The 25531-nt window shown below is 69.6% G+C and carries 25 protein-coding genes, 3 tRNA genes, 1 pseudogene and 1 riboswitch; of the genes and pseudogenes, 24 read left to right on the top strand and 5 right to left on the bottom strand.

All coding sequences use genetic code 11. The annotated features are described in order from the left end of the window. Positions 1-42 precede the first annotated feature (42 nt). The 3 genes and pseudogenes from DYE07_RS02685 to DYE07_RS02675 form a co-directional block, all read right to left on the bottom strand. Positions 43-405, bottom strand: coding sequence for a hypothetical protein (locus DYE07_RS02685; RefSeq protein WP_006944512.1), 363 nt, complete (start codon positions 403-405; stop codon positions 43-45). A gap of 57 nt (positions 406-462) precedes the next feature. After that, a pseudogene (locus DYE07_RS02680) lies at positions 463-735 on the bottom strand (alpha/beta fold hydrolase); the annotation flags it as partial. Positions 736-1033: 298 nt separating this feature from the next. Further along, a complete protein-coding gene (locus DYE07_RS02675; RefSeq protein ID WP_147286878.1) occupies positions 1034-1591 on the bottom strand; it encodes a hypothetical protein in 558 nt (185 codons plus the stop codon). Here DYE07_RS02675 and DYE07_RS02670 point away from each other — a divergent pair. The 11 genes from DYE07_RS02670 (at position 1584) to thrS (ending at position 11479) form a co-directional block, all read left to right on the top strand. Then, positions 1584-1659: transfer RNA gene (locus DYE07_RS02670), tRNA-Gly, on the top strand. The two genes, DYE07_RS02675 and DYE07_RS02670, sit on opposite strands and share 8 nt — an antisense overlap. Before the next feature lie 12 nt (positions 1660-1671). Next, positions 1672-1746: transfer RNA gene (locus tag DYE07_RS02665), tRNA-Val, on the top strand. A gap of 283 nt (positions 1747-2029) precedes the next feature. Further along, entirely contained in the window at positions 2030-3004 is a 975-nt protein-coding gene (locus DYE07_RS02660; protein WP_337905396.1) for a calcium:cation antiporter, read from the top strand. A 116-nt stretch (positions 3005-3120) separates the two neighbouring features. After that, the gene (locus DYE07_RS02655; protein WP_082740707.1) at positions 3121-4215 is read left to right on the top strand and encodes a chorismate-binding protein; all 1095 of its coding nucleotides are present in this window, start codon (positions 3121-3123) and stop codon (positions 4213-4215) included. Beyond that, the gene (locus DYE07_RS02650) at positions 4212-5054 is read left to right on the top strand and encodes an aminotransferase class IV (RefSeq protein WP_006944510.1); all 843 of its coding nucleotides are present in this window, start codon (positions 4212-4214) and stop codon (positions 5052-5054) included. Before DYE07_RS02655 ends, DYE07_RS02650 begins: the two co-directional genes overlap by 4 nt. Positions 5055-5221: 167 nt before the next feature. Beyond that, the gene (locus DYE07_RS02645; RefSeq protein WP_115296277.1) at positions 5222-5689 is read left to right on the top strand and encodes a TIGR02611 family protein; all 468 of its coding nucleotides are present in this window, start codon (positions 5222-5224) and stop codon (positions 5687-5689) included. Positions 5690-5748: 59 nt separating this feature from the next. Beyond that, a tRNA-Val gene (locus DYE07_RS02640) sits at positions 5749-5825 on the top strand. 77 nt (positions 5826-5902) lie between these two features. Beyond that, positions 5903-6340, top strand: coding sequence for a molybdenum cofactor biosynthesis protein MoaE (locus tag DYE07_RS02635; RefSeq protein WP_006944537.1), 438 nt, complete (start codon positions 5903-5905; stop codon positions 6338-6340). Continuing rightward, positions 6337-7407, top strand: a complete 1071-nt coding sequence (gene moaA, locus DYE07_RS02630; protein WP_237723721.1) for a GTP 3',8-cyclase MoaA — start codon at positions 6337-6339, stop codon at positions 7405-7407. The genes DYE07_RS02635 and moaA overlap by 4 nt, the downstream gene beginning before the upstream one ends. 162 nt (positions 7408-7569) lie before the next feature. Next, entirely contained in the window at positions 7570-8988 is a 1419-nt protein-coding gene (gene argG / locus DYE07_RS02625; protein WP_006944507.1) for an argininosuccinate synthase, read from the top strand. Positions 8989-9481: 493 nt separating this feature from the next. Next, positions 9482-11479 carry a threonine--tRNA ligase gene (gene thrS, locus DYE07_RS02620; RefSeq protein ID WP_074045395.1) on the top strand — a complete coding sequence of 666 codons (1998 nt, stop codon included), beginning with the start codon at positions 9482-9484 and terminating at the stop codon, positions 11477-11479. Between the two features lie 166 nt (positions 11480-11645). Here the strand turns inward: thrS and DYE07_RS02615 are convergent, their stop codons facing one another. Then, positions 11646-12959 carry a bifunctional o-acetylhomoserine/o-acetylserine sulfhydrylase gene (locus DYE07_RS02615; protein WP_006944529.1) on the bottom strand — a complete coding sequence of 438 codons (1314 nt, stop codon included), beginning with the start codon at positions 12957-12959 and terminating at the stop codon, positions 11646-11648. Positions 12960-13031: 72 nt separating this feature from the next. Continuing rightward, positions 13032-13147: riboswitch (SAM riboswitch) on the bottom strand. A 123-nt stretch (positions 13148-13270) separates the two neighbouring features. Between DYE07_RS02615 and DYE07_RS02610 the strand changes: the two genes are divergently transcribed. The 8 genes from DYE07_RS02610 (at position 13271) to pdxS (ending at position 19320) form a co-directional block, all read left to right on the top strand. After that, positions 13271-13765 carry a GNAT family N-acetyltransferase gene (locus DYE07_RS02610; RefSeq protein ID WP_006944541.1) on the top strand — a complete coding sequence of 165 codons (495 nt, stop codon included), beginning with the start codon at positions 13271-13273 and terminating at the stop codon, positions 13763-13765. Beyond that, positions 13762-14151 carry a hypothetical protein gene (locus tag DYE07_RS14635; protein ID WP_172462933.1) on the top strand — a complete coding sequence of 130 codons (390 nt, stop codon included), beginning with the start codon at positions 13762-13764 and terminating at the stop codon, positions 14149-14151. The genes DYE07_RS02610 and DYE07_RS14635 overlap by 4 nt, the downstream gene beginning before the upstream one ends. Positions 14152-14234: 83 nt before the next feature. Next, positions 14235-14810 carry an HIT family protein gene (locus tag DYE07_RS02605; RefSeq protein WP_115296275.1) on the top strand — a complete coding sequence of 192 codons (576 nt, stop codon included), beginning with the start codon at positions 14235-14237 and terminating at the stop codon, positions 14808-14810. A 65-nt stretch (positions 14811-14875) separates the two neighbouring features. Next, a complete protein-coding gene (gene pgsA, locus DYE07_RS02600) occupies positions 14876-15496 on the top strand; it encodes a phosphatidylinositol phosphate synthase (protein WP_074045394.1) in 621 nt (206 codons plus the stop codon). A 4-nt stretch (positions 15497-15500) separates the two neighbouring features. Then, positions 15501-16445, top strand: a complete 945-nt coding sequence (locus DYE07_RS02595; RefSeq protein WP_115296274.1) for a phosphatidylinositol mannoside acyltransferase — start codon at positions 15501-15503, stop codon at positions 16443-16445. 3 nt (positions 16446-16448) lie between these two features. Then, a complete protein-coding gene (locus DYE07_RS02590) occupies positions 16449-17594 on the top strand; it encodes a glycosyltransferase family 4 protein (protein WP_115296273.1) in 1146 nt (381 codons plus the stop codon). Further along, the gene (locus DYE07_RS02585) at positions 17591-18250 is read left to right on the top strand and encodes a hypothetical protein (protein ID WP_062257619.1); all 660 of its coding nucleotides are present in this window, start codon (positions 17591-17593) and stop codon (positions 18248-18250) included. Before DYE07_RS02590 ends, DYE07_RS02585 begins: the two co-directional genes overlap by 4 nt. Before the next feature lie 161 nt (positions 18251-18411). After that, the gene (gene pdxS / locus DYE07_RS02580; RefSeq protein WP_006946845.1) at positions 18412-19320 is read left to right on the top strand and encodes a pyridoxal 5'-phosphate synthase lyase subunit PdxS; all 909 of its coding nucleotides are present in this window, start codon (positions 18412-18414) and stop codon (positions 19318-19320) included. A 126-nt stretch (positions 19321-19446) separates the two neighbouring features. On the opposite strand, the gene DYE07_RS02575 is transcribed toward pdxS, so the two are convergent. Then, positions 19447-21387, bottom strand: a complete 1941-nt coding sequence (locus DYE07_RS02575; RefSeq protein WP_237723722.1) for a potassium transporter Kup — start codon at positions 21385-21387, stop codon at positions 19447-19449. A gap of 75 nt (positions 21388-21462) precedes the next feature. Between DYE07_RS02575 and pdxT the strand changes: the two genes are divergently transcribed. The 5 genes from pdxT to ruvB all read left to right on the top strand — a co-directional run bounded on the left by pdxT (position 21463) and on the right by ruvB (position 25475). After that, positions 21463-22080 (top strand): pyridoxal 5'-phosphate synthase glutaminase subunit PdxT, encoded by a 618-nt coding sequence (gene pdxT, locus DYE07_RS02570; RefSeq protein WP_115296271.1) that lies wholly within the window; start codon positions 21463-21465, stop codon positions 22078-22080. 136 nt (positions 22081-22216) lie between these two features. Continuing rightward, positions 22217-22990, top strand: a complete 774-nt coding sequence (locus DYE07_RS02565) for a YebC/PmpR family DNA-binding transcriptional regulator (protein WP_038570805.1) — start codon at positions 22217-22219, stop codon at positions 22988-22990. A 132-nt stretch (positions 22991-23122) separates the two neighbouring features. Continuing rightward, on the top strand, positions 23123-23782 hold the full coding sequence (gene ruvC, locus DYE07_RS02560) for a crossover junction endodeoxyribonuclease RuvC (protein ID WP_074045387.1): 660 nt from the start codon (positions 23123-23125) through the stop codon (positions 23780-23782). Then, on the top strand, positions 23779-24384 hold the full coding sequence (gene ruvA / locus DYE07_RS02555; protein WP_074045386.1) for a Holliday junction branch migration protein RuvA: 606 nt from the start codon (positions 23779-23781) through the stop codon (positions 24382-24384). The genes ruvC and ruvA overlap by 4 nt, the downstream gene beginning before the upstream one ends. After that, complete coding sequence (ruvB, locus tag DYE07_RS02550) at positions 24381-25475, top strand: Holliday junction branch migration DNA helicase RuvB (protein WP_006944831.1); 1095 nt, start codon at positions 24381-24383, stop codon at positions 25473-25475. Before ruvA ends, ruvB begins: the two co-directional genes overlap by 4 nt. Positions 25476-25531: the final 56 nt, after the last annotated feature.

Genomic DNA, 25531 nt, shown 5'->3' with positions numbered 1-25531 from the left:
ACGCAGAGTGCGAGGCCGCCGGAGCGTCGCGGTGCGCCGCCGTCAGCGGGATCCGAGCGTGAGGATGAGGTCGGCCATGCGCTGAGGGCGGTCGAGCATGACGAAATGGCCGGATCGCTCGAGGACGGCCTTCCGCACGTCTGCATCGGCGGCGATTTCGCGCGCCTGGCGCAGCACGGCGCGCACCCAACGGGTTGGCGTGCGTCGCTGCAGGCGCCCGTTGGCGGCGACGACGAGCGTCGGCAACTGCGGCGTCAGCGGTGACGTCGTGCGCAGCGCATGCAGCTGACGAACGCAGGACGAATATGCCGACAATTCGTGAAGACAGGTCTCGAGCACGCTGATCGACGCCATCTCGTCGCGCAGGCCGGGGACCGATCGCGCGAGTGAACGACGCGCGGGCACCGCCAGCGTGCGAATCGTGGGGCCGCAGACCCGCCAAGCAGCGACGGCCGAGCGGCTTCACAGGGCTGCCGCCAGGAGTCGTGCGCGTCGGCCCGATCGAGGCGTCTCGGGCTCGGCGGAGCCGTCCTCGGCGAGTGACCCGTCGAGCAGGACGAGGGCCGCGGCCTGCTCCGGGGCCATGCGCGCCGCGGCTTCCGCCACGACAGCCCCGAATGAATGACCGACGAATGTGACAGGGCCCGGCACGCCCAGCGCGTCGAGCGCGTTCAGCAGGTGCGCTGCGTCGTCCTCGAGCATGGTCGGCGCGCCGGCCGTTTCTGTTCTTGGGGACGGTCGGCGTCCGCGCGTTCGACATCGCGACGTGCGGCATCAGGACATGCGCGGCGCCAGGGTGCTCGACATCAAGGCGTTCGGCGTCGAGGTGCCCGGTGCCAAGACGCTCGTCGGCGGGAGCTTCGACGGCGATGACGCGATGGGTGGCCGACAAGCATGGCGCGACAGGCGCACAATCCCACACGAACGACGCGATGCCGGGGGAGCAGGCGAGCGCGGGCCCGTCGCCTGCGTCGAGAACGCGCGTCGCGCGGCCCGTCACGCTGATCATCTGGGAAGCGCGCCGGGAAACGGCTCAGCAGGGGAGGCCGAGGACGAATCGGACGCCCGGCGGTGGCCCGGCCCGGCGAATCGATGCGGCCCGCACCGTGGCGGCGCACCACGTCCGCACGGCGACGCGTTCGCGACGGCGGGTCGAGACGTGACCGACGGCCGCTGCGGCGTCGTGGTCGAGGCGCAGCTCCCGCCACACGATGCGCAGGCGGGCGTAGGACAGCGCGGAGATGACGACGAGCAGCACTCCCGAGAGGCCGTCGGTGGTGCGCAGGAGCGTGGCGGCTGGGCGTCCGGAGACGAAGTACGCCGAGGCGTACGACGTCCACGGATGCAGCTGCGGATCGAGCAGCGGCGCGATGAGCCAGGTCGAGGACGGCACGGCGGTGATGAGGCACAGTCGGCGTGAAGCCAGCGTCATCCGTCCCGCCTTCGTCGTCGCGATCGCGCACTCGACGAGCGGCGTGCGTGGGCCCCGATCCCCGTCGACTCGGCGATGCCGATTTGGTGAACGCGCGATGATCCGGGTAACGTTCTCGTCGTTGCCGAGGGCGGAAAGCCCGAGGAAACAGGCGGACATAGCTCAGTTGGTAGAGCGCAACCTTGCCAAGGTTGAGGTCGCCGGTTCGAGCCCGGTTGTCCGCTCCATTCCCATATCTGGGGCGATTGGCGCAGCGGTAGCGCGCTTCCTTGACACGGAAGAGGTCACTGGTTCAAACCCAGTATCGCCCACCATCACATCAAGGCCTTCGGCGTGTCGCCGGAGGCCTTGATGCACATTCGGCCAAGACTGATCGAGGCTCGCTCTCGCAGGAACCGTCTCCCTCAGGCAGGGGCCGAGCACGCAGCGTCCGTGACCGCCGCACGATCCAAGGGGAGCGCATGAGCGCCGAAGCCACGCACCGACCAGGAATCGCCCAGTGGACGACGTGGGCTCCGATCCTCGGAGCCGTCGTCCTCGCGGCCACCTGGGGGACGCAGCCTGCCGGGCGTCGTCGCCGTCCTCGTCACCGCGGCGTTGTTCGGCGCTGTTCTCGCCGCCGTCCACCACGCCGAGGTCATCGCCGCAAAGGTGGGCGAGCCGCTCGGTTCGATCGTCCTCGCGGTCGCCGTCACCGTCATCGAGGTGGGGCTCATCGTCACCCTCATGGCCTCCGGCAAGGACGGCGTCGAGACGCTTGCGCGCGACACGGTGTTCGCGGCGCTCATGATCACGATCAACGGCATCGCCGGTCTGTGCATCTTCCTCGGCGCGGGGCGCCGCGGGTTGGCACGCTTCAACCCGGAAGGGTCGGCGGCCGCGCTGGCGGGCGTCGTCACCGTCGCGGGGCTGTGCCTCGTGCTGCCGACGTTCACCTCGGCCCGCAGCGGGCCGGAGTTCTCGCCGTCGCAGCTCGCGTTCGCCGCGATCAGCTCGATCGGTGTGTACGCGATGTTCGTCCTCACCCAGACGGTGCGTCACCGCGACTTCTTCGTGCCCGTCGACCGCGCCGGCAAGCCGCTCGACGACGAGGACGCCCACGGCCCGGCCCTGTCGACGCGCGCCGCGCTCGTCAGCCTGGGCCTGCTCGTCGTGGCGCTCGTCGCCGTCGTCGGTCTGGCGAAGGTGCTGTCGCCGTCGATCGAACAGGCCGTCGACGCCGCGGGCTTCCCGCAGAGCTTCGTCGGCGTCGTCATCGCCCTCGTCGTGCTGCTGCCGGAGACGCTCGCCGCCGCGAAGTACGCGCGCGCTGGACGCGTTCAGAACAGCCTCAATCTCGCGTACGGCTCGGCGATGGCGAGCATCGGCCTGACGATCCCGACGCTCGCGGCGCTGTCGCCGTTCCTGTCGTCACCGCTTGAACTGGGCCTCGGCAGCATGCACATCGTGCTGCTCGTGCTCAGCCTCGTCGTCGGCATCCTGACGATCGTCCAGGGCCGCGCGACGCGGTTCTCCGGGTGGATCCTGCTCGTGCTGCTGTTCGCGTACGTTTTCCTCGCCGCGAATCCGTGACCGTGACCCGCGTCCGGGCAGAGGGCGTGCGTCCTCGGTAGGTCGCCACGTGGCCGGGCTCATCCGCTGCGGCGCATCCGCCTGCGCGGGACGCGGCCGGACTACTGTGGCCTCTCGTGATCGACGCTCTCGCCGCCAGCACGGATCGTGCGCTCTTTCGCGACGTCACGGCGTGGGACGTCGAGGCGGTGACGTCGGATCCCGACGATCTCGAGCACGGTTTCCACGTCGTCGTGCAGACGTTCGAGGGCGAGCTGTTGGCCGCGCGCATGCGATCGGTGGTGTGGCACCCGACGCAGCCGTGGCGGGGGAGTGCGGCCCTGGCCGAGCCGCCGTCAAGGCCCGCGGAATGTCACGTCGAATGGCGATCGTCGCTGTCGCGCGACGCCTACTGCGACGGCGTCGAACGGATCCGCGAGCACATCGCGGCAGGCGACGTGTACCAGGTCAACCTCTGTCGGACGCTGACGACGGACGCCGCGCTCGACCTCGACGTCCTGTTCCACGGCGTGCTCGCCCACAACCCGGCGCGTCACGCCGCGCGTATCGACATCGCGGGCCTGCCGCAGATCGTCAGTGCCTCGCCGGAGATGTACCTCGCGCGCGAGGGCGCCGTCATCAGTTCCGCGCCGATCAAGGGCACGTCGACGTGTCCGGAGACGATGCTCGCGAAGGACGTGACGGAGAACGTCATGATCACCGACCTCGTGCGCAACGACCTGCAACGTGTCTGTGTGCCCGGCTCGGTGCGCGTCGATCCGCTGCTCGAGATGCAACAGCACCCCGGCCTCGTCCACCTCGTCTCGACGGTGTGGGGCGAGGTCTGTGACGGCGTGACGTGGGCGCGGCTGCTCAGCGCGACGGGGCCGCCCGGCTCGGTGTCGGGCACCCCGAAACGGCGGGCTCTCGACGTCATCGAATCACTCGAGGTGGGGGCGCGCGGGCCGTACTGCGGCGCCATCGGGTGGATCGACGCCGATCGGGGCGCCGCGGAGCTGGCCGTCGGCATCCGTACGTTCTGGCAGAAACTCGCCGGGGGTGGGGCTGCGGCCGCGAACGGGCACGGGATATCGTCTCCGTCGACCCACTTCGGGGTGGGCGCCGGGATCACGTGGGATTCGGTGCCTACGGCAGAATGGGATGAGACCGAACTGAAGGCACATCGCCTGCTCGCCATTGCGCGGGGCGCGGCACTGGAGGAGACACCATGAGCATCCGGATCTGGGTCGACGGTCGCCGCGTCGACGAGGGCGCGGCCATCTCACCGATCGACCACGGCATCACCGTCGGCGACGGCGTGTTCGAGACCGCCAAGATCGACGGCGGCCGCGTGTTCGCGTTGTCGCGTCATCATGATCGGATGGATCGCAGCCTCGCCGGCCTCGGCCTGCCGAAGCTCGATCGCGACCGCATCGACGAGGGCGTCAAGGCCGTGCTCGAGGGTGAGCACATCGACTTCGGGCGCCTGCGCTACACCGTGACCGGCGGCGTCGGCCCACTCGGTTCGGATCGCGGCGACGCCCCGCAGACGTACATCGTGACGGCGGGCGCCGTGCCGCGACCCGCGCCGACGACGAAGGTCGCGACGGTGCGCTGGACGCGCAACGAGAACTCGGCCGTCGCCGGGTTGAAGACGACGTCGTACGCGGAGAACGTCGTCGCGCTCGCCGCGGCCAAGGAGGCCGGCGCGAGCGAGGCGATCTTCTCGAACACGCTCGGCAACCTGTGCGAGGGCACCGGGTCGAACATCTTCGTCGTGCTCGGTGAGCGCGTCGTCACGCCGCCGCTCGAGGACGGCCCGCTCGCCGGCATCACGCGCGCGCTGACGATCGAGTGGGCGCGCGAGGCCGGCGTCGAGATCGCCGAGGAACACCTGAGCTTCGACGTGCTCGACGAATGCGACGAGGCGTTCGTCACCTCCTCGACACGCGACGTGCAGGGCGTGCACGCCATGAACGACCGGGCGCTGTGCGACGAGGGCACCCCCGGACCCATGACCTCGCGCATCGCGGCGATCTTCGCCGAGCGTCAGGGTGAGCTGCTCGGCTGACGGCGGGTTCCCGTCGGGTCTGCCTCGGCGTGGGGTTCCCTCGACACGGGGCGGCGCGATGTCGTGGCGGTTGATGTGGGTTGACGTCGGTTCACGCCCGGCCGTGAAGTCTCCCGCGCGCGGCGTTGGAATGGTCGGCTCAGGCGCCCCCGTTAGGCTTGGCTGTCATGAGCTCGACGACCTCCGCCCGCGACGCTGATTCCCGCGATTCTCGAGAGCCCGGGCAGGGCGAGGAGCACGACTGGGAGTGGCGTCGACGCATCCGCGCCAACCCGAAGAGCGCGCGACTGTACCGCATCGGCGTCGGTGTGCTCGGCGCAATCGTCGTCATCGTGGGCATCGTGCTGCTGCCGTTTCCGGGGCCGGGCTGGCTCGTCATCTTCCTCGGCCTCGGCATCTGGGCGAGCGAGTTCGAGCGCGCGCAGCGGCTGCTCGGCTGGGTACGCGCGAAGGTGCAAGCGTGGTGGGACTGGCTCGAACGCAAGGGCTGGTGGGCGCAGGCGCTGGCCGGTCTCGCGACGTTCGCGCTCGTCGTCGCGATCTTCTGGGCGATGTTCGCGGTGTCCGGGGTGCCGGGATGGTTGCCGGACTTCGCCGAGAACTGGCTCGACGACGTGCCGGGGCTCGGCGGCTGACGCGCCGGCCCGTTTGGTGTTCATCGACGCCGTGGGCTAGTGTTTCCCGCGCACCACACGGATGTATAGCTCAGTTGGTTAGAGCGTTCGCTTCACACGCGAGAGGTCAGGGGTTCGAGTCCCTTTACATCCACCATCAGGACGCGGAATCATCGGATTCCGCGTTTTTTGCGTCCCGCGGACACCGCTGGGCCGCCGATGGAAGGAGCGCCCATGCCCGTCCTGCTCGCCGCCGTCACCGACTCGCCCCTCGACGTCGACGCCCACGTGCGCGCCGTCGACGACGCACGTCAGGGCGCGTGCGTGACGTTCGTCGGGACGGTGCGCAACCACGACCCGGAGGCTGACGGCGAGGTCGTCGCGCTCGATTACACCGCGCACCCGAGCGCCGCGGCGACGTTGCGCGAGGTGGCGGAGGCCGTCGTCACGCAGCTGGATCCGTACGGTGAGACACGCGTGGCCGTCAGCCACCGCATCGGACGCGTCGCGGTGGGGGAGAGCGCCATCGTCGCCGCCGTCAGCTCGCCGCATCGTGCCCTGGCGTTCACGGTGTGCGGCGAACTGGTCGACCGCATCAAGCACGACGTCCCGCTGTGGAAGCAGCAACACCTGCGCGACGGCAGCGCGGTGTGGTCCGGGCTGCCGTCATGATCGACCTGCCGACACCCCGCGTGCGCCGTGCCCTGCGCGGCGAACTCTCCACCGCTGCAGGCGTTTCGGATGACGGTCCGCTCGTCGACTCGTTCGGGCGGGTGCATCGTGACCTGCGCATCTCGCTGACCGACAAGTGCAATCTGCGTTGCACCTACTGCATGCCTGCCGAGGGTGTGCCGCTCGCGCCGCGCGACTCGTTGTTGGCGAGCGACGAGATCGTCACGGTGGCTCGCATCGCCGTCGAGGCCGGCATCGACGAGATCCGCCTCACGGGCGGCGAACCGCTGCTGCGCCCCGACATCGTCGACCTCGTCGAACGCCTGGCGGCACTCGAGGGGCCGGGCGGGCGCCCCGAGTTGTCGATGACGACGAACGCCGTTCGGCTCGCGCAGTTGGCGAAACCGTTGCGCGACGCGGGCCTGGCGCGACTCAACGTCAGCCTCGACACGCTCTCGCCCTCGCGTTTCGCGACCATGACCCGTCGGGATCGACTCGACGACGTCATGACCGGTCTCGACGCGGCGCGCTGCGCCGGTTTCGCGCCGATCAAGATCAACACGGTGCTGCTGCGCGGTGTCAACGACGACGAGGCGCCTGCACTGCTCGACTGGGCCCTCGCTGAGGGGCACGAACTGCGTTTCATCGAACAGATGCCGCTCGACGGCGGGCACGTGTGGAACCGCGCCGAGATGGTGACGGCTGCCGAGACGCTCGCCCTGCTGCGTCGCACGCACTCACTGGACGCGCTGCCCGGACGCGGCGCCGCCCCGGCCGAGCTGTACGAGGTCGACGGAGGCCCGGGCCGCGTCGGCATCATTGCGAGCGTGACGATGCCGTTCTGCGGCGCGTGCGACCGGCTGCGGCTCACCTCCGACGGACAGCTGCGCTCGTGCCTGTTCGCGCGCGGCGAGACCGACGTGCGCTCGGTGCTGCGCAGCGGTGGCGCGGACGCCGATGTCCGCGCCCGCATCCGAGCCTGCCTCGCCGGCAAGCAACCCGGCCACGGCATCGACGAACCCGGATTCCTCCAGCCGCCGCGGCCGATGAGCGCCATCGGCGGCTGAGCGATCGATGGCGCGCCTAGGTCGGGTAGTCGGGTCGGTGCACACGTGGGTGCCAGGCTCGCGCTGCGGGGCGCCGGCGCGTCGTCCCGCCTCCCCAGGCCTGCCGACTGAGTAGTTATGCACTGTTTTGGCATAACTACTCAGTCGGGGTATTCTGAAGGCATGTCCAAGGTCTTGACTTCCCTGCCCGTCGGCGAACGCGTCGGCATCGCCTTCTCCGGTGGCCTCGACACCTCCGTGGCCGTCGCCTGGATGCGCGACAAGGGCGCCGTCCCCTGCACCTACACCGCCGACCTCGGCCAGTACGACGAGGACGACATCGAAGGCATCCCGGGCCGTGCCGGCCAGTACGGCGCCGAACTGTCGCGTCTCGTCGACTGCAAGAAGGCGCTCGTCGAGGAGGGTCTCGCCGCCATTGCGTGCGGCGCGTTCCACATCCGCTCCGGCGGGCGCACGTACTTCAACACGACGCCGCTGGGTCGCGCCGTCACCGGCACGCTGCTCGTGCGCGCCATGCAGGCCGACGGTGTGTCGATCTGGGGCGACGGCTCGACGTTCAAGGGCAATGACATCGAGCGTTTCTACCGCTACGGTCTGCTCGCCAACCCGGGCCTGCGCATCTACAAGCCGTGGCTCGACGCCGACTTCGTCAGCGAACTGGGTGGGCGCCAGGAGATGTCCGAATGGCTGACGGCGCACGATCTGCCCTACCGCGACTCGGCCGAGAAGGCCTACTCGACGGACGCCAACATCCTCGGCGCGACGCACGAGGCAAAGACGCTCGAGCACCTCGACGAGTCGATGGAGATCGTCAAGCCGATCATGGGTGTCGCGTACTGGGACGACGCGGTGAAGATCGACACCGAGGACGTCGTCATCCGCTTCGAATCGGGGCTGCCCGTCGCGATCAACGGTGACGACTTCGGCGGCGACGTCGTCGCCCTGTTCCAGGAGGCCAACGCCGTCGGCGGACGCCATGGGCTCGGCATGAGCGACCAGATCGAGAACCGCATCATCGAGGCCAAGTCGCGCGGCATCTACGAGGCGCCCGGCATGGCGCTGCTGTTCATCGCCTACGAACGGCTGCTTAACGCCGTCCACAACGAGGACACCATCGCCGCGTACCACAACGACGGACGGCGCCTCGGGCGGCTGCTGTACGAAGGACGCTGGTTCGACCCGCAGTCGCTCATGATCCGCGAGGGTCTGCTGCGTTGGGTGGCGTCCGCCGTCACGGGTGAGGTGACGCTGCGCCTTCGTCGCGGCGAGGATTACTCGATCGTCGACACCCAGGGCGACAACTTCTCCTACCACCCCGACAAGCTGTCCATGGAGCGCACCGAGAACGCCGCATTCGGCCCCGTCGACCGCATCGGGCAGCTGACGATGCGCAACCTCGACATCGCCGACACGCGTGGCAAGCTCGAGTTCTACGCCGCACGCGGCGGGCTGGGCAAGGCGCAGACCGACCTCGTCGGCCAGCTCGAGCCCGGTGGCGCGCAGCAGATCGCGTCGAACCCGAACGTCGACGCCGACGCTCTCGCACTCGACGAAGCGGCGATGGAGTTCGGCACCGACTGACCTGCCGAGACGTCGGCGCCGATCGACCAAGACATCGGCATCGGTCGAGGAAGGTTGCACGCTCGGCGCGATCGAGGAGGCCGCCCACTGGATGGTGGGCGGCCTCGTCGCGTCCGGACGGCAATGTGGTCGTCGGCTGGACACGGCGCCGTCGACGACCGTCACCCAGGTTGGTAATGGCGGCCGAACCTCGCGACTGTGGACGCCGCTCGCCGAGGTGTAGAGGAATCGCGAATGTGGACGCAAATCGCAGATGAGTACGGGCCCCTGACCCACCTGCGATTTTCGTCCACATCGGCGATCTACGTCCACATTCGTAGGAGATCCTCAGCAACGGCCGCCTCGCATCACCGCGGGCGACCAACGTCACGCCTGGGTGGTGCCGGCGGCTCGGCGTGGGGTGGTCGGGGGCACCCGGTAGCCTTGGCCGCACGGGCCGTGCCATTCGTACGTGTGCGGCCGAGTCTGCACGTCACGAACAAGGAGCACAGCCGTGTCCGAGAACATCACCCTGACCGTCAACGGCGAACCACGCGAGGTCGAGCAGGGCACGACGGGCACGGACCTGTTCGGCGGCGACAAGGCCGTCCTCGTCATGCGCATCGACGGTGAACTGCGCGACCTGTTCCGCGAGATCCCGGACGGCGCGTCCGTCGAGCCCGTCACCGCTCAGGACCCGGAGGGCCTCGCCGTCCTGCGTCACTCCGCGGCCCACGTGCTCGCGCAGGCGGTGCAGCAGATCAACCCGAGCGCGAAGCTCGGCATCGGCCCGCCCGTCACCGACGGTTTCTACTACGACTTCGACGTCGCCGAGGCGTTCACGCCCGACGACCTCAAGAAGCTCGAGAAGGCGATGCAAAGGATCGTCAACGAGGGCCAGACGTTCAACCGCCGCGTCATCACCGACGCCGAGGGCCTCGAAGAACTCGCGCACGAGCCCTACAAGTGCGAGCTCATCGGCCTCAAGGGCAACGCTGCGAATGCGGCCGAGGGCGCGGAGGCCGAGGTCGGTGGCGGTGAGCTGACGATCTACGACAACGTCCGCCGCGACGGCACCGTCGCCTGGGGCGACCTGTGCCGCGGCCCGCACGTGCCGTCGACGAAGGTGCTCGGCAACGCGTTCAAGCTCATGCGTTCGGCCGCCGCGTACTGGCGCGGCAGCGAGAAGAACCCGCAGCTGCAGCGCATCTACGGCACTGCGTGGCCGACGAAGGACGAGCTGAAGGCCTACCTCGAGCGCCTCGCCGAGGCCGAGAAGCGCGACCACCGCAAGCTCGGCGCCGAGCTCGACCTGTTCAGCTTCCCCGAGAACATCGGCCCCGGCCTGCCCGTGTTCCACCCCAAGGGCGGCATCATCAAGCGTGAGATGGAGGACTACGTCCGCCGCCGTCACATCGAGGAGGGCTTCTCCTACGTCGGCACGCCGCACATCGCGAAGGAAGACCTCTTCTACACCTCGGGTCACCTGCCGTACTACGCGGACGGGATGTTCCCGCCCCTCGACGTCGACGGGCAGAACTACCGCCTCAAGGCGATGAACTGCCCGATGCACAACGAGATCTTCCGTTCGCGTGGGCGCTCCTACCGTGAGCTGCCGCTGCGCTTCTTCGAGTTCGGCACGGTGTACCGCGACGAGAAGTCGGGCGTGCTCTCCGGTCTGACGCGCGTGCGCATGATCACCCAGGACGACTCGCACAGCTACGTCACGCCCGAACAGGCGCCGGGAGAGATCAAGCACCTGCTCGACTTCATCCTCGGCCTACTGCGCGACTTCGGCATGAACGACTTCTACCTCGAGCTCTCGACGCGCGACGTCGACGGCGACAAGCAGGACAAGTTCATCGGCACCGACGAACAGTGGGACATCGCGACGAAGGTGCTATCGGACGTCGCGCTCGAGTCCGGCCTCGAGCTCGTGCCGGACCCGGGCGGTGCCGCGTTCTACGGCCCGAAGATCTCCGTGCAGGCGCGCGACGCCATCGGCCGTACCTGGCAGATGTCGACGATCCAGTACGACTTCAACCAGCCCGCTCGTTTCGGCCTCGAGTACCAGGCGGCGGACGGTTCGCGTCAGCAGCCCGTCATGGTCCACTCGGCGAAGTTCGGCTCGATCGAACGCTTCCTCGGCGTGCTCGTCGAGCACTACGCGGGCGCGTTCCCGGCGTGGCTCGCGCCGGTTCAGGTGCTCGCCGTGCCCGTCGCGGAGGAGTACTACGACTACCTGCAGGACGTCGCGATGAAGCTGCGCGAAGCCGGCGTGCGTGTCGAGGTCGACATGAGCGACGACCGCTTCCCGAAGAAGATCCGCAACGCGTCCAAGTCGAAGGCGCCGTTCATCCTGATCGCCGGTGAAGAGGACCGCGACAACGGCGCCGTCTCGTTCCGTTTCCGCGACGGGTCGCAGAAGAACGGCGTGCCGGTGGCCGACGCGATCGCCGAGATCACCCGCGTCATCACCGAACGTCAGAACACCGACCCGACGGCCGGCTGACGTCTGCCTCGACGACGACGCGCGCCCCCGAACCTCGCGGTTCGGGGGCGCGCTCGTGTGTTGGCATGTGCACCCGAGGGCCGGCGTTCGACACGGCCGGGTGACCACGCTCGGGGTAGGGAACCCGGTTGCGTCACCCGTCGCGGGGACCCACCTCAGCGCACGGTCACTTCGCTGCAGCGAAGCCCTTCTCGAGGTCGGCGATGATGTCGGCGGAGTTCTCGATGCCGACGCTCAACCGCACGAGTCCGGGCGTCACGCCGGCGCCGCGGCGGTCCTCGTCGCTGCCCTGGGAGTGCGTCGTCGACGCAGGATGGATGGCGAGGGAACGGACGTCACCGATGTTCGCGACGTGCGAGTGCAGTTCGAGAGCGTCGACGAACTTCTTGCCCGCCTCGACGCCGCCGGCGATCTCGAACGACAGCACGGCGCCGGAGCCGGCGGGCAGGTAGCGGTCGGCGAGTTCCTTGTAGGGGCTCGACGGGTCGGAGGCGTAGAACAACTTCTCGACCTGCGGCTGCGACTTCAGGAACTCGACGACCTTCTTCGCGTTCTCCACGTGTCGCTCCACACGCAGCGACAACGTCTCGAGGCCTTGCGCGATGAGGAACGCGTTGAACGGGGAGACGGCCGCGCCGAGGTCGCGCAGCAGTTCGACGCGCGCCTTGAGGATGAAGGCGAGGTTCGCGCCGAGCGGCGATCCGACGCCGAGGTCGCGGGCGAACACGAGACCGTGGTAGCTCTCCGACGGCTCGTTGAACTGCGGGAACTTCGCCGGGTCGGCGGCGTAGTCGAACGTCCCGGCGTCGACGAGCACGCCGGCGATCGACGTCCCGTGCCCCCCGAGGTACTTCGTCGCGGAGTGGATGACGACGTCCGCGCCATGCTCGATCGGGCGCAGCAGGTACGGCGTCGCGACGGTGTTGTCGACGAACAGCGGCACCCCGGCGTCATGCGCGATGTCGGCGAGGCCGCGCACGTCGAGCACCTTCTGGTCGGGGTTGCTCAGCGTCTCGCCGAACAGCAGCTTCGTGTTGTCGCGGATGGCGCCGCGCCACTCGTCGAGATCGTTGATGTTGTCGATGAACGTCGTCTCGACGCCGAGTCGCTTGAGCGTGTACTTCAGCAGGTTGTACGTGCCGCCGTACAGCGCGGACGAGGCGACGATGTGGTCGCCGGCCTGAGCGACGTTGAGGATGGCGAACGTCGTCGCCGCCTGACCCGACGCGAGCAGCAACGCGCCGACGCCGCCCTCCAGCGCGGCGATGCGGTCTTCGACCGCCTGCGCCGTCGGGTTGCCGATGCGCGTGTAGATGGGGCCGAGATCCGACAGGCCGAAGCGGTTGGCCGCGGTCTCGGCGGAGTCGAAGACGAACGACGTCGTCTGGTAGATCGGCAGCGCCCGGGCGCCGGTGTCGCCGTCGACGTTCTGGCCGACGTGGATCTGCTTGGTCTCGAAGGCCCAGTTCTCGGAGCTCATGATGATGTCCCTCTTGAGGAGTGCGTGGACGCACGGGCGGCGCACCGTACGTGTGGTGCCCGAAGGGGAATCCCTCCGCGCTTGCCCGGACGCGCTCGGCGCCGGGCCAGGTCGTCACCCGGAGCACCCCGCCGCGGTGGGAGGGTTGCCGGCCAGCAAACCGGGGTTTGACGCTGGCGCTCGTGACCTGCGGCCACTCTAGGCCGGGTGGTGTCATCAGGCGGGAATGCTGTCTCACATTCCGGTCGCGGCCCCGTGCTGACGCGACGCGCCTACGGGCGACGACCCTCATGCCGTGCTTGACTGTTGCCATGACACCGACGATCGTCCGCGCGCGCCGCGAAGACGCGTTCGCCTGCGCGGCGCTGCGTCTGCAGATGGACCTCGAGGCGGGGGAGAGCAACCGCTCCGGCTTCATCACCGAGTATGCCGATCACTGGCTCGCGCACTACGACGATCTGCCGACGTGGCTCGCCTCGAGTGCTGACGGGACGGCTCTCGGCATGGTGCAGACGTCGCTCGTGCACCGGCCCCCGGCGCTGGCTCGGCCGGCGCAGCCGTCGCTCTACATCGCGGTCGTCTTCGTCACGCCGTCGGCGCGCGGCCAGGGCCTGGCCGAGCGGATGCTGCGGATCGTCGACGCCTGGGCCGACGCGCACGACGTCGCGCGAATGATGCTCAACGCCCGTCCGCGTGCCCGCAGGCTGTACGAACGGGCCGGCTTCGGCCCGCCGGACGAACGTCACATGCAGCGTGTGGCGCCGTTCGGCCTCGACGCCCGCCGCGATGCGGAGCGTGCGTCATGAGCGACGACGTCATCTGGGCGCTCGATCAGCGCGAGCGCTGCATCGCCTGCCCGTCCAAACCGGTCGCGAACGCCGTCGTCCTGCACCTCGGTGCTGACGGCGCCCTCGCGCGCGACGCTGTCGAGCAGTGGGCTCGTGACGGCGTCATGGCCGCCTCGGTCGCATGGCCGGGGGCGGCGGCCGGCCTCGATGACGACGACTGGCTCGACCTCGAGGACGCCGTCACGGGCCTCGCCGGGCTGGCGAGCATCGTCGCCGTCGTCGGTGACGGCGACGCGGCCGAGGTCGCGCGGACGTTGGCGGGCCGTGTCGGCGACGTCGCGCACGCGGGCGAAGCCGATCGAACCATTGTCCCGGCGCGTCTGCGCGAGATCGCGGCGGCCTGAGACCGCTCACCCGGGGGTGCGTGGTGCGCGCGAGCCCACCCGCGGCCGCTGCGTCGAGGCAGGCGGGGCTCTAGGATCGGGCCATGGTCGACGAGTTCAACGCTGATTCGCAGGACGACATCCTCATCGAGCAAGCCGGCGCCTTCGCGGGTGAGGCCGACGGGTTCGGGCGGCTGTGGACGCCGCACCGCATGGCGTACATCGAGGGCGAGCGTCCGACAAAGGACGCCGGCCACGGCTGCCCGTTCTGCGCGTCGCCTACGAAGACCGACGCCGACGGCCTCATCGTCCACCGTGGTGAGCACTGTTTCGTCGTGATGAACCTGTTCCCGTACAACCCGGGCCACCTGCTCGTGTGCCCGTACCGTCACGTCGCCTCGTACATCGACCTCACCGACGACGAGACCGAGGAGTTCACGAAGCTGACGAAGGCCGGGGTGCGTGCCCTCAAGGCCGCGTCGAACCCGGGCGGGTTCAACCTCGGGATGAACCAGGGTGACGTCGCAGGTGCCGGCGTCGCCGCGCACCTGCATCAGCACATCGTGCCGCGCTGGGGTGGCGACATGAACTTCATGCCAATCATCGGGCGCACCAAGGCGCTGCCGGTGCTGCTCGAGGACAGCCGTCAGCGCATCGTCGCGAACTGGCCGAACGACTGACACCGGGCACCACGGGCAGTGCGCTGCCTCGAACGGGTATATCGAACCGCTACAGTTGAACCACCATGCTCAACAAGTACGCGCGCGCGTTTTTCTCCGCCATCTTCCGGCCCATCGCCCAGCTCCTGCTGCGTCTCGGCATCAGCCCCGACGTCGTGACGATCGTGGGCACCGTCGGTGTCGCGTTCGGTGCACTGTGGTTCTATCCGCGCGGCGACTTCCTCGTCGGCACGTTGTTCATCACCGTCTTCGTCTTCTCGGACATGCTCGACGGCAACATGGCGCGCCTGTCGGGCCGCTCGTCGACGTGGGGTGCCTACCTCGACTCGACGCTCGACCGCGTCGGTGACGCCGCGATCTTCGGCGGCCTCGTCCTGTACTACGCGGGCAAGGGCGACAACTTCCTCATGGCGTGCCTCGCGCTCGCGTGCCTCGTGCTCGGCTCGGTCGTCTCCTACGCCAAGGCCCGGGCCGAGGGTCTCGGCATGCAGGCGAACGTCGGCATCGCCGAGCGCGCCGACCGTCTCGTCGCGGTGCTCGTCACGACCGGCCTCGTCGGCTGGTTCCTGCCCGAGATCGTGCTGACGGTCGTGCTCACGCTGCTCGCGGTCGCATCGTTCATCACGGTCGTGCAGCGCATGCTCATGGTGCGGGGGCAGGCCCTCGCCAAGCCGTTCGAGGGCTGAGCGCGTGGCCGCCGAGGGGTTGACGACGCGCGCCCGCGACGCCGTCACCGTCGCAGCGTTCAAGGGCGCCTGGTGGGGCGTGCGGGCGCTGCCCGAGCGCGCCGCCCACCGCCTCTTCGACACCATCGCGGACGTCACGACGCGCCGCGGCGGCGCGAGCGTCGCGCGGATGCGCTCCAACTACGCGATCGTGCGCCCCGAACTCGACGACGCAGCCCTCGACGCCCTCGTCGCCGCCGGCGTGCGCTCGTACCTGCGCTACTGGTGCGAGGCGTTCCGACTGCCTTCGCTGACGCGTGAGCAGATCGCCGAGCGGGTGACCACCTCGGGTGAACTCGAGGCGACCCGCAGCATGCTCGCCGATGGACGCAGCGTCGTCGCCTACCTCGGCCACCTCGGCAACTGGGATCTCGCGGGCGCCTGGTCGGCGTCACAGCTCGCGCACGTGACGACGGTCGCCGAGCGACTCGAGCCCGACGCTCTCTTCCGCGCGTTCCTGCACTTCCGCGAAGAGCTGGGCATGACGATCATCCCCCTGACCAAGGGCGAGAACGTCCTCGGCCAGGTCGAGACGCTCGTGCGCGAACCGGGTGCGTTCGCGCCGCTGCTGTCGGATCGCGACCTCACGAGCCGCGGCGTCACCGTCGACCTGTGCGGCGAGCCGGCCAGCCTCGCTGCCGGCCCCGCCGTCATCGCCCGACGCACCGGTGCGGCACTCGTGCCGATCACGATCACCTACCGCCGGAGCGACGGCGGCAGCGGCTGGGGCATCGACATCCGTTTCCACGCGGCGGTCGACATCGCCCACACCGATGATGCCCGCGCCGACGTGCAGGCCGCCGTCCAGGCGTGCGCCGACGCGCTCGGTGGCGCCATCCGCGAGCACACGCAGGACTGGCACATGATGCAGCGCGTGTTCGTCCGCGACCTCGACTCGCGCCGGGGCTGAGCGGTGCGGATCGGCCTCGTCAGCCCGTACTCGTTCGACGTGCCCGGCGGTGTGCAGCTGCACGTGCGCGACCTCGCGACGTACCTGCTCGCAGAAGGGCACGAGGTCAGCGTCCTCGCGCCGAGCGACGGTGACGACGCGGGTGCGCCGTACGTGACGAGCGCCGGGGGAGCGATGCCCATCCGCTACAACGGTTCCGTCGCGCGCCTGGCGTTCGGTCCGGTCGCGGCGAGCCGGACGGCGCGCTGGGTGGAGCGCGGCGACTTCGACGTCCTGCACGTCCACGAACCGATGACGCCGAGCGTGTCGCTGCTCGCGCTGCGCACGTACGACGGGCCGCTCGTCGCGACGTTCCACACCTCGATCGAGCGTTCGCGCGCGCTGCAGCTCGCCCAACCGTTCCTGCGCCCGGCGCTGGAGAAGATCACCGGGCGCATCGCCGTCTCGCGCGCCGCGCGGGACACCGTCGCGCGCCATCTCGGCGGTGACGCCGCGCTCGTGCCGAACGGCGTCTACGTCGACCGGTTCGCGACGGCTCGCCCCGAGGCGCGCTGGCAGGATGGGGGCGAGCGCCCGACGATCGCCTTTCTCGGACGCATGGGGGAGCCGCGCAAGGGCCTGCGCGTTCTGCTCGACGCCGTCCCGCTCATCGCCCGGGCGCACCCCGGGGTGCGCGTCCTCGTCGCGGGGCCGGGTGACGTCGACGCGGCGCGGCGGGAGGTGCCCGCCTCGGCTGAGGGTCACGTCGAGTTCCTCGGGCTGCTCAGCGACGCCGAGAAGGCGTCGTTGCTGGCGTCGTGCGACGCGTATGTCGCGCCCAACATCGGTGGCGAGAGCTTCGGGATCATCCTCATCGAGGCGATGAGCGCCGGCGCCCCCGTCGTCGCCAGCGATCTGGAGGCCTTCGCGCGCGTGCTCGACGACGGCCGCTGCGGCGTCCTCTTCGACACCGGCGACGCGGCGGCGCTGGCGCATGCGGTGACGGGGGTGCTCGCTGACCGCGGTGCGCGTGACGCCCTGTCCCGGGCCGGGAGAGAGCGCGCGCGGCTCTACGATTGGTCGGCCGTCGGGCAGCAGGTCATCTCCGCGTACGAGACGGTCCGCAGTTCGCATGCCGCGGCCGCCGCGGTGGCGGGACGCCGATCATGAGCGGCGTGTGGGCCGACGTCGCCGTCGTCGTCGCGCTGTTGCTCGCGCTCGCCTGGTATCTCAGCTACACCGCAGCGCGCCTCGACCGGCTGCACGCTCGCGTCGAGGGGTCGCTGGCCTCGCTCGACGCGCAGCTCGTGCGCCGCGCCGAGGCCGCGGCCGAGTACGCGCAGGCCACCGCTCTCGACCCGGCGAGCGCGCTGCTGCTCGCCTCGTCGGCGGCCGATTCGCTGCAGGCCGCCGACGGCGCCCTCATCACGGACGACGTGCAACAGGTCGGCGTACCGGTCGAGCGTGCGCAGGCCGAGACGGCGCTGACGCAGACGCTTGCGCTCGTCGTGGGTGACGCGTCGGCGACGGACGGCGCCGCGTCGCGGGCGGAAGCAGCTGGGCGCCGCCCGATCAGCACCGTGCCTGACGTCCCAGGCAGCGCGCCCGCGGAGGGTGACGACGGGGCCCGTCAGCGTCTCGCGGACGCATGCGATCGCGTCGAACTCGCCTACCGATTCCACAACGAGGCCGTACGCGACGTACGTCGCGTACGCGCCAAGGCGATCGTCCGGGCGTTGCACCTGGCTGGACGCACGCAGCTGCCGGAAGAAGTCACGTTTGCCACCCGCGTCCACGGCCTCGGTCGCACCGACGCGTGGCGCTGATTTCTGCCGGAGCAGCCGTGTTCGGGCTGGCGTCGTCGGCCCCATCATGCCGTGGCCGGTAGCTGCCATCGACGATCATCTGTCTCCTTCATGCCCGTCTCGGGGCTAGCGTGGGCTCTCGCGTCGCATCCGCGGCGCCCATCAGAAAGAGGGACGAACACATGAGCTCTGCAGGCTCCGAACAGAACACCGCCGTGGCGACCGACCGCGTCAAGCGCGGCATGGCCGACATGCTCAAGGGCGGCGTCATCATGGACGTCGTCACCCCCGAGCAGGCGAAGATCGCCGAGGACGCAGGAGCCGTCGCCGTCATGGCCCTCGAACGTGTGCCCGCGGACATCCGCGCGCAGGGCGGTGTCTCGCGCATGAGTGATCCCGACATGATCGACGGCATCATCGAGGCCGTGTCGATCCCCGTCATGGCGAAGGCGCGCATCGGGCACTTCGTCGAAGCGCAGGTGCTGCAGGCGCTCGGCGTCGACTACATCGACGAATCGGAGGTGCTCTCGCCCGCCGACTACGCCAACCACATCGACAAGTGGGCCTTCGACGTGCCGTTCGTGTGCGGCGCGACCAACCTCGGTGAGGCGCTGCGACGCATCAACGAGGGCGCCGCGATGATCCGCTCCAAGGGTGAAGCGGGCACCGGCGACGTGTCGAACGCGACGACGCACATGCGCAAGATCCGCGGCGAGATCCGCCGCCTGACGTCGATGGCCGAGGACGAACTCTACGTCGCGGCCAAGGAGATGCAGGCTCCCTACGCCCTCGTGCGTGAGGTCGCCGAGAAGGGCAAGCTGCCCGTCGTCCTGTTCACCGCAGGCGGCATCGCGACGCCCGCCGACGCAGCCATGATGATGCAGCTCGGCGCCGAAGGCGTCTTCGTCGGCTCCGGCATCTTCAAGAGCGGCAACCCCGCCCAACGCGCCGAAGCGATCGTCAAGGCCACCACCTTCTACGACGACCCCGACACCCTCGCCAAGGTCTCCCGCGGCCTCGGCGAAGCCATGGTCGGCCTCAACGTCGACGAGATCCCCGAACCCCACCGCCTGTCCGAACGGGGCTGGTGATAATTCCTCGGCTCGTCTTCCGGTTCGCCGTGTCCGGGGCTCGCAAGCTCGCCCCGGACACGTGCTCATTCGGTGCGACAGCACGCGGGGAGAACGGCTCAGATCCTTCTCTGATCCGCTCGCGGATCAGAGAAGGATCTGAGCCCCCATCATCACCGTCCGTTCCTTGGGGAGGCGGAAGTAGTCGGCGGGGACGGCGGCGTTGTGGCTCATCGCCATGAACAGCAGTTTGCGGAGCTTCGACATGCCGGGGCGGCCTGCGTCGATGAGGCCGATCTCGGAGACGAAGTAGTAGGCGGTGTCGGGGTCGATGTCGACGCCTTGGTCGGCGGCGATGCGCAGGGCGGCGGGCACGTCCTGGTCGTCCTGGAAGCCGTAGCGCAGCGTCAGGTGGGTGATGCGGTCGTAGTCGTTGCCGAGGTGGTCGAGTACGACGGTGTCCTCCGGTGCGATGTGCGGCACGTTGGCGCTCTTCGTCGTGACGATGAAGACGTTCTCGTGGATGACGTGGTTGAAGTTGGCGTTCTCACGCATGGCGAGCGGCGTCGTCGTCCGGTCGGGGTGGAGGAACACGGCGGTGCCGGGGACCTCGCGCAGGTCACCGCAGCGGGCGGAGCGCACGAAGTCGTCGAGGGGGCCTTCGATGTCGTGGCGGCGGCGCGCGACGATGTCGCGGCCCTTCTGCCACGTCAGCATCGACAGGCCGATGCCGCAGGCGATGACGACGGGCAGCCAACCGCCGTGGAACAGTTTCGCGACGTTCGCGGTGAAGAAGATCCCCTCGAACAGGTAGAGGAAGAAGCCGAGGAGGACCAGGCGCCACTTGGGCCACTTGAGCGTGCTCTGCGCGTAGACGAGGAACAGTGTCGTCGTCATGAGGAACGTGCCCGTCACGGCGAGGCCGTAGGCGACGGCGAGTTTCTCGGAGCTGCGGAACGCGAGCAGCAGCGTTATGACGCCGATGAACAGCACCCAGTTGACGCCGGGGATGTAGATCTGGCCCTCTTCCTCCTCGCCGGTGTGACGCACCGTCATGCGCGGCAGGTAGCCGGAGCGCTCCGCTTGGCGGGCGACGGAGAACGCGCCGGAGATGACGGCCTGCGAGGCGATGACGGTGGCCGCGGTCGCGAGGATGACGAGGGGGAGCTTGGCCCATTCGGGGGCGAGCAGGAAGAACGGGTTGGAGATGTTCTTCGGGTCGCTGAGGATGAGCGAGCCCTGCCCCATGTAGTTGAGGATGAGGGCGGGGAAGACGAGCACGAACCAGGCGCGCGTGATCGGCGCGCGACCGAAGTGGCCCATGTCGGCGTACAGTGCCTCGGCGCCCGTCACGCACAGGACGATCGAGCCGGCCGCGACGAACGCGATGAAGGGGTGGCCGATGACGAAGCTGCCCGCGTACGTCGGCAGCAGTGCTCGGAAGATCTCCGGGTCGCGGACGATCTGGTTGACGCCGAGCGCGGCGAGGGTGACGAACCAGACGATCATGACGGGGCCGAAGAACTTGCCGACGGCGTCCGTGCCCTTCTGCTGGATGAAGAACAGCGCTGTGATGACGATCGCGCCGATGGGGACGACGTACTCGGTGAGCCCTTCATGCACCGTCTCGAGACCTTCGATGGCCGACATGACGGAGATCGCCGGCGTGATGACGCTGTCGCCGAAGAACAGGGACGCGCCGATGACACCGAGGATCATGACGATGCCCCAGCGTTTGCCGCCCTTGGGCACGCCCTGTCGCACGAGCGCGGCGAGCGCCATGATGCCGCCCTCGCCGTCGTTGTCGGCGCGCAGGACGAACAGGACGTACTTGATCGTCACGATGATGGTGAGTGCCCAGAACATCCAGGAGATGACGCCGTAGATGTCGCTCTCGTTGGCGACGACGGCGTTGTGGTCGACGTTGAAGACGCTCTGCACCGAGTACAGCGGACTGGTGCCGATATCACCGAAGACGACGCCCAGGGCGCCGAGCATGAGCGCGGCCATGCCCTTCTTGGCATGGCCGCCGGGGTTCGACTCGGGGGTGGACGCGCCCTCGCTCGTCACGCTCGCTTCAGTACTCACCCGGAAAGTATGGGGCCACCGCCCCTGCGCGCGCCACACGGGTAGCAGATACGCCTGTGTCATAGGGTCGCGGGCATGGAATCAACGCCACGGATCGTCATCGGGGTGCTCGCGGTGCAGGGCGACGTCGTCGAGCACGTCCGCATGCTGGAGGACGTCGGCGCGCATGCCGTGCGCGTTCGTCGTGCCGCGGATCTTGCGAACGTCGACGCACTCGTCATCCCCGGCGGGGAGTCGACGGTCATGATGCGCCTCATCGCTCAGGGAGACCTCCTCGAACCGCTGCGCGAACGCATCGCCGCGGGGATGCCGGCCTACGGCTCGTGCGCCGGCATGATCCTGCTCGCCGATCGGATCCTCGACGGGGCGGCGGGTCAGCAGACGCTCGGCGGGCTCGACGTCACGGTGCGGCGCAACGCGTTCGGTCGTCAGGTCGCCTCGTTCGAGGCGGACGTCACCGTCGACGGCGTGGACGGCGGCCCGGTGCGGGCGGTGTTCATCCGCGCGCCCTGGGTCGAGGAGGTCGACGCCGGCGTCGAGGTGCTCTCCAGCGTTGCGCTGCCGACGGGCGGTGAGGCCGTCGTCGCCGTGCGTCAGGGCAATCTGCTCGCCACGTCGTTCCACCCGGAGGTGACGAACGACGTGCGCGTCCATGCCCTGTTCGTGCGCATGGTCGGGCACGCTCTCGGATGACGACTGGGGCCGCGGCTCGCGACGGCGCTAGACTGGCCCGCGATCCGAGCGAGCGCGCCCATCTGCCGTCGCGTTCGCCCCGCGCCCCGCATCGGGCGTGTTCGAGCACGGCAGCACGAGCATCCGAGAGGCAGACATGAGCGGTCACTCCAAGTGGGCGACGACGAAGCACAAGAAGGCTGCGATCGACGCCAAGCGCGGCAAGCTGTTCGCGAAGCTGATCAAGAACATCGAGGTCGCGGCCCGCTCCGGCGGCGGTGACCCGACGGGCAACCCGACGCTGTACGACGCCATCCAGAAGGCGAAGAAGTCGTCGGTGCCCAACGACAACATCGACCGCGCCGTCAAGCGCGGCTCGGGCGCCGAGGCCGGTGGCGCCGAGTACCAGGCCCTCACGTACGAGGGCTACGCGCCCGGTGGCGTCGCGCTGCTCATCGAGTGCCTGACGGACAACAAGAACCGCGCCGTCGCCGAGGTCCGCACCGCGTTGCAGAAGAACGGTGGCTCGATGGCGGACTCCGGTTCGGTCGCCTACCTGTTCAACCGCAAGGGCATCGTCATCGTCCCGAAGGCGCAGGGCGACAAGCCCGACACGACGGAGGACGCGCTGCTCGAGATCGTGCTCGAAGCGGGCGCGGAGGATGTCAACGACCTCGGCGAATCTTTCGAGATCGTGTCCGAGGCGGGTGACTTCGTCGGCGTGCGTGAGGCGCTGCAGGCCGCCGGCATCGACTACGACTCGGCCGAGGCGTCGTTCGTGCCGTCGATGGAGGTGCCGCTCGACAAGGACGGCGCGAAGAAGATGTTCCGCGTCATCGAGGCCCTCGAGGACTCGGACGACGTGCAGAACGTCTTTGCCAACGGCCAGGTCTCTGATGAGGTTCTCGCCGAACTGGACGCCGAGGACTGATCCCGGTCGTTCCGTGAGTGATCGACGGCCGTGCCCCGCGGGGCACGGCCGTCGCGTGCATCGGGTACGGTGGATGCGAACAAGTGTTCTATCGGGTGCGTCGTTCGCACCCGTCGAGGCCGGAGGTGTGACGTGCGGGTGCTCGCTGTCGACCCCGGTCTGACGCGCTGCGGCGTGGGCGTCGTCGCGACGGGCCAGGGCTCGACGTTGCAGATCGTGACGGTGGGGGTCATCCGTACCTCGGCAGACCTGCCGTTGCACGAACGCCTCCACGAGTTGCGCGTCGAACTGGACGCCGTGTTCGAGCGCACCCACCCCGATGCGGTCGCCGTCGAGCGGATGTTCGCGCGCCACGACGTCTCGACGATCATGGGCACCGCGCAGGCGTCGGCCGTCCCGATGCTCGCCGCGGCTGAACGCGGCCTGCCGCTCGGGCTGCACACGCCCTCGGAGGTCAAGGCGGCGGTGACGGGTAACGGGCGCGCCGACAAGGCGCAGGTGACGACGATGGTGACGCGCATCCTCGGCCTCGAGGCCGCTCCCAGACCGGCCGACGCCGCCGACGCGCTCGCCCTCGCCATCTGTCATCACTGGCGCGGTGGCGGGTTGGCGCGCCGGGGTGCGAGCGCTGACGGAGCGTCGGCAGCGCCGGCCGCCGTCGCGTACCGGCAGGCTGCGGCTGCCGCGGCGCGACGTTCCCGCTCGGCGAGCAAGACATACCGTGACGCCCTCGGTGCCGCGTCCCAGAGCGCGCCTGCCACTCGACCCGCCAACAGGGGAGTTCGCCCATGATCGCCAGCCTCACCGGTGAGGTGCTCACCGCCCGTCTCGACAGTGTCGTCGTCGAGGTCGGTGGCGTGGGTCTGCTCGTCCACACGACGCCGGCAACCGCCGCCGCGGCACGCCCGGGGGAGTCGATGCGCCTCGCGACGTCCCTGGTCGTGCGTGAGGATTCGCTGACACTCTTCGGCTTCGCCGACGACGACGAACGGGCCCTGTTCGAGCAGGTCCAGACGGTCAGTGGCGTGGGGCCGCGTCTCGCCCTCGCGATGCTCGCCGTGCACCCGCCGCAGCAGCTCGCCACCGCGATCGCGGGCGGCGACGTCAGGGCGCTGACGAAGGTGCCCGGCATCGGCAAGAAGGGTGCCGAGCGCATCGTCCTCGAACTGCGGGACAAGGTCGTCTCCGTCAGTGGTGGCGGCGGGGAGGCGGCGCCCCAGGCCGTCGTCCCGGCCACTGCGGGTGACGACCAGGTCGCCGAGGCGCTCATCGGGCTCGGCTGGAGCGCCAAACAGGCCGAGGACGCCGTCGCCAAGGTGGCTGCCCGTCCTGAGGCCGAGGGCGCGAACACGCCCACCGTGCTCCGGCTGGCGCTGCGCGAGCTGGGCCGATGAGCCCGTCCCACTTCGAGGACCACAGCGCCGACGTCTCGCCGCGCCTCGTCGACCCCAACGGCACCGAGGACGAGCAGCAGCTCGAAGCGGCCCTGCGGCCGAAGAAGCTGGCCGATTTCCCCGGGCAGCCACGCGTGCGCGAGCAGTTGAGCCTCGTCATCGAGGCGGCACGGCGCCGAGCGACGCCGCCCGACCACATCCTGTTCTCCGGCCCGCCCGGCCTGGGCAAGACGTCGCTCGCGATGATCGTCGCGAGTGAGCTCGAGGCGCCCATCCGCATCACGAGCGGCCCTGCCATCCAGCACGCCGGTGACCTGGCCGCCATCCTGAGCTCGCTCAACGAGGGGGAGGTGCTCTTCCTCGACGAGATCCACCGCATGGCCCGCCCCGCGGAGGAGATGCTCTACCTCGCGATGGAGGACTTCCGGGTCGACGTCATCGTCGGCAAGGGCCCAGGGGCCACCGCGATCCCCCTCGAGCTGCCGCGCTTCACCGTCGTCGGTGCGACGACGCGCGCCGGTCTGCTGCCGGCGCCACTGCGCGACCGCTTCGGCTTCACCGGCCATCTCGACTACTACGACGCGGCCGACCTCGCCGACATCCTCGCCCGCAACGCCGACCTGCTCGGCGTACCCGCGACACGTGAGGGCATCACCGAGATCGCCGGCCGCTCCCGCGGCACGCCGCGCATCGCCAACCGGCTGCTGCGCCGGGTGCGTGACTACGCGCAGGTGCACGGGCGCCACGTCGTCGACCTGACGTCCGCGCGTGCCGCGCTCGAGCTGTTCGACGTCGACGACGACGGCCTCGATCGCCTCGACCGCGCGGTGCTCGAAGCCCTGTGCCGACGCTTCGGGGGTGGGCCGGTCGGGCTGTCGACGTTGGCCGTCGCCGTCGGTGAAGAACCCGACACGGTCGAGACGGTGGCCGAGCCGTATCTCGTGCGCGAGGGCTACATGATCCGCACGCCGCGTGGGCGTGCCGCGTCACCGCGGGCGTGGACGCACCTCGGGCTGCGCCCGCCGGACGGGCACTTCACCGAGACATTTCAGCGCGACACCGACGACGGGGGCGGACGTTTCACCGGGTAGGGTGGTGCGGCCACCGCTCGAGTCCGCGCACCGCGCACCGGTGAGAGCGCGCGAGG

Origin of the sequence: Dermacoccus nishinomiyaensis (genome assembly GCF_900447535.1) — a bacterium.
GTDB lineage: Bacteria > Actinomycetota > Actinomycetes > Actinomycetales > Dermatophilaceae > Dermacoccus > Dermacoccus nishinomiyaensis.
Note: the sequence above shows the minus strand (reverse complement) of the source record. Positions and strands in the feature narration are given on the sequence as shown.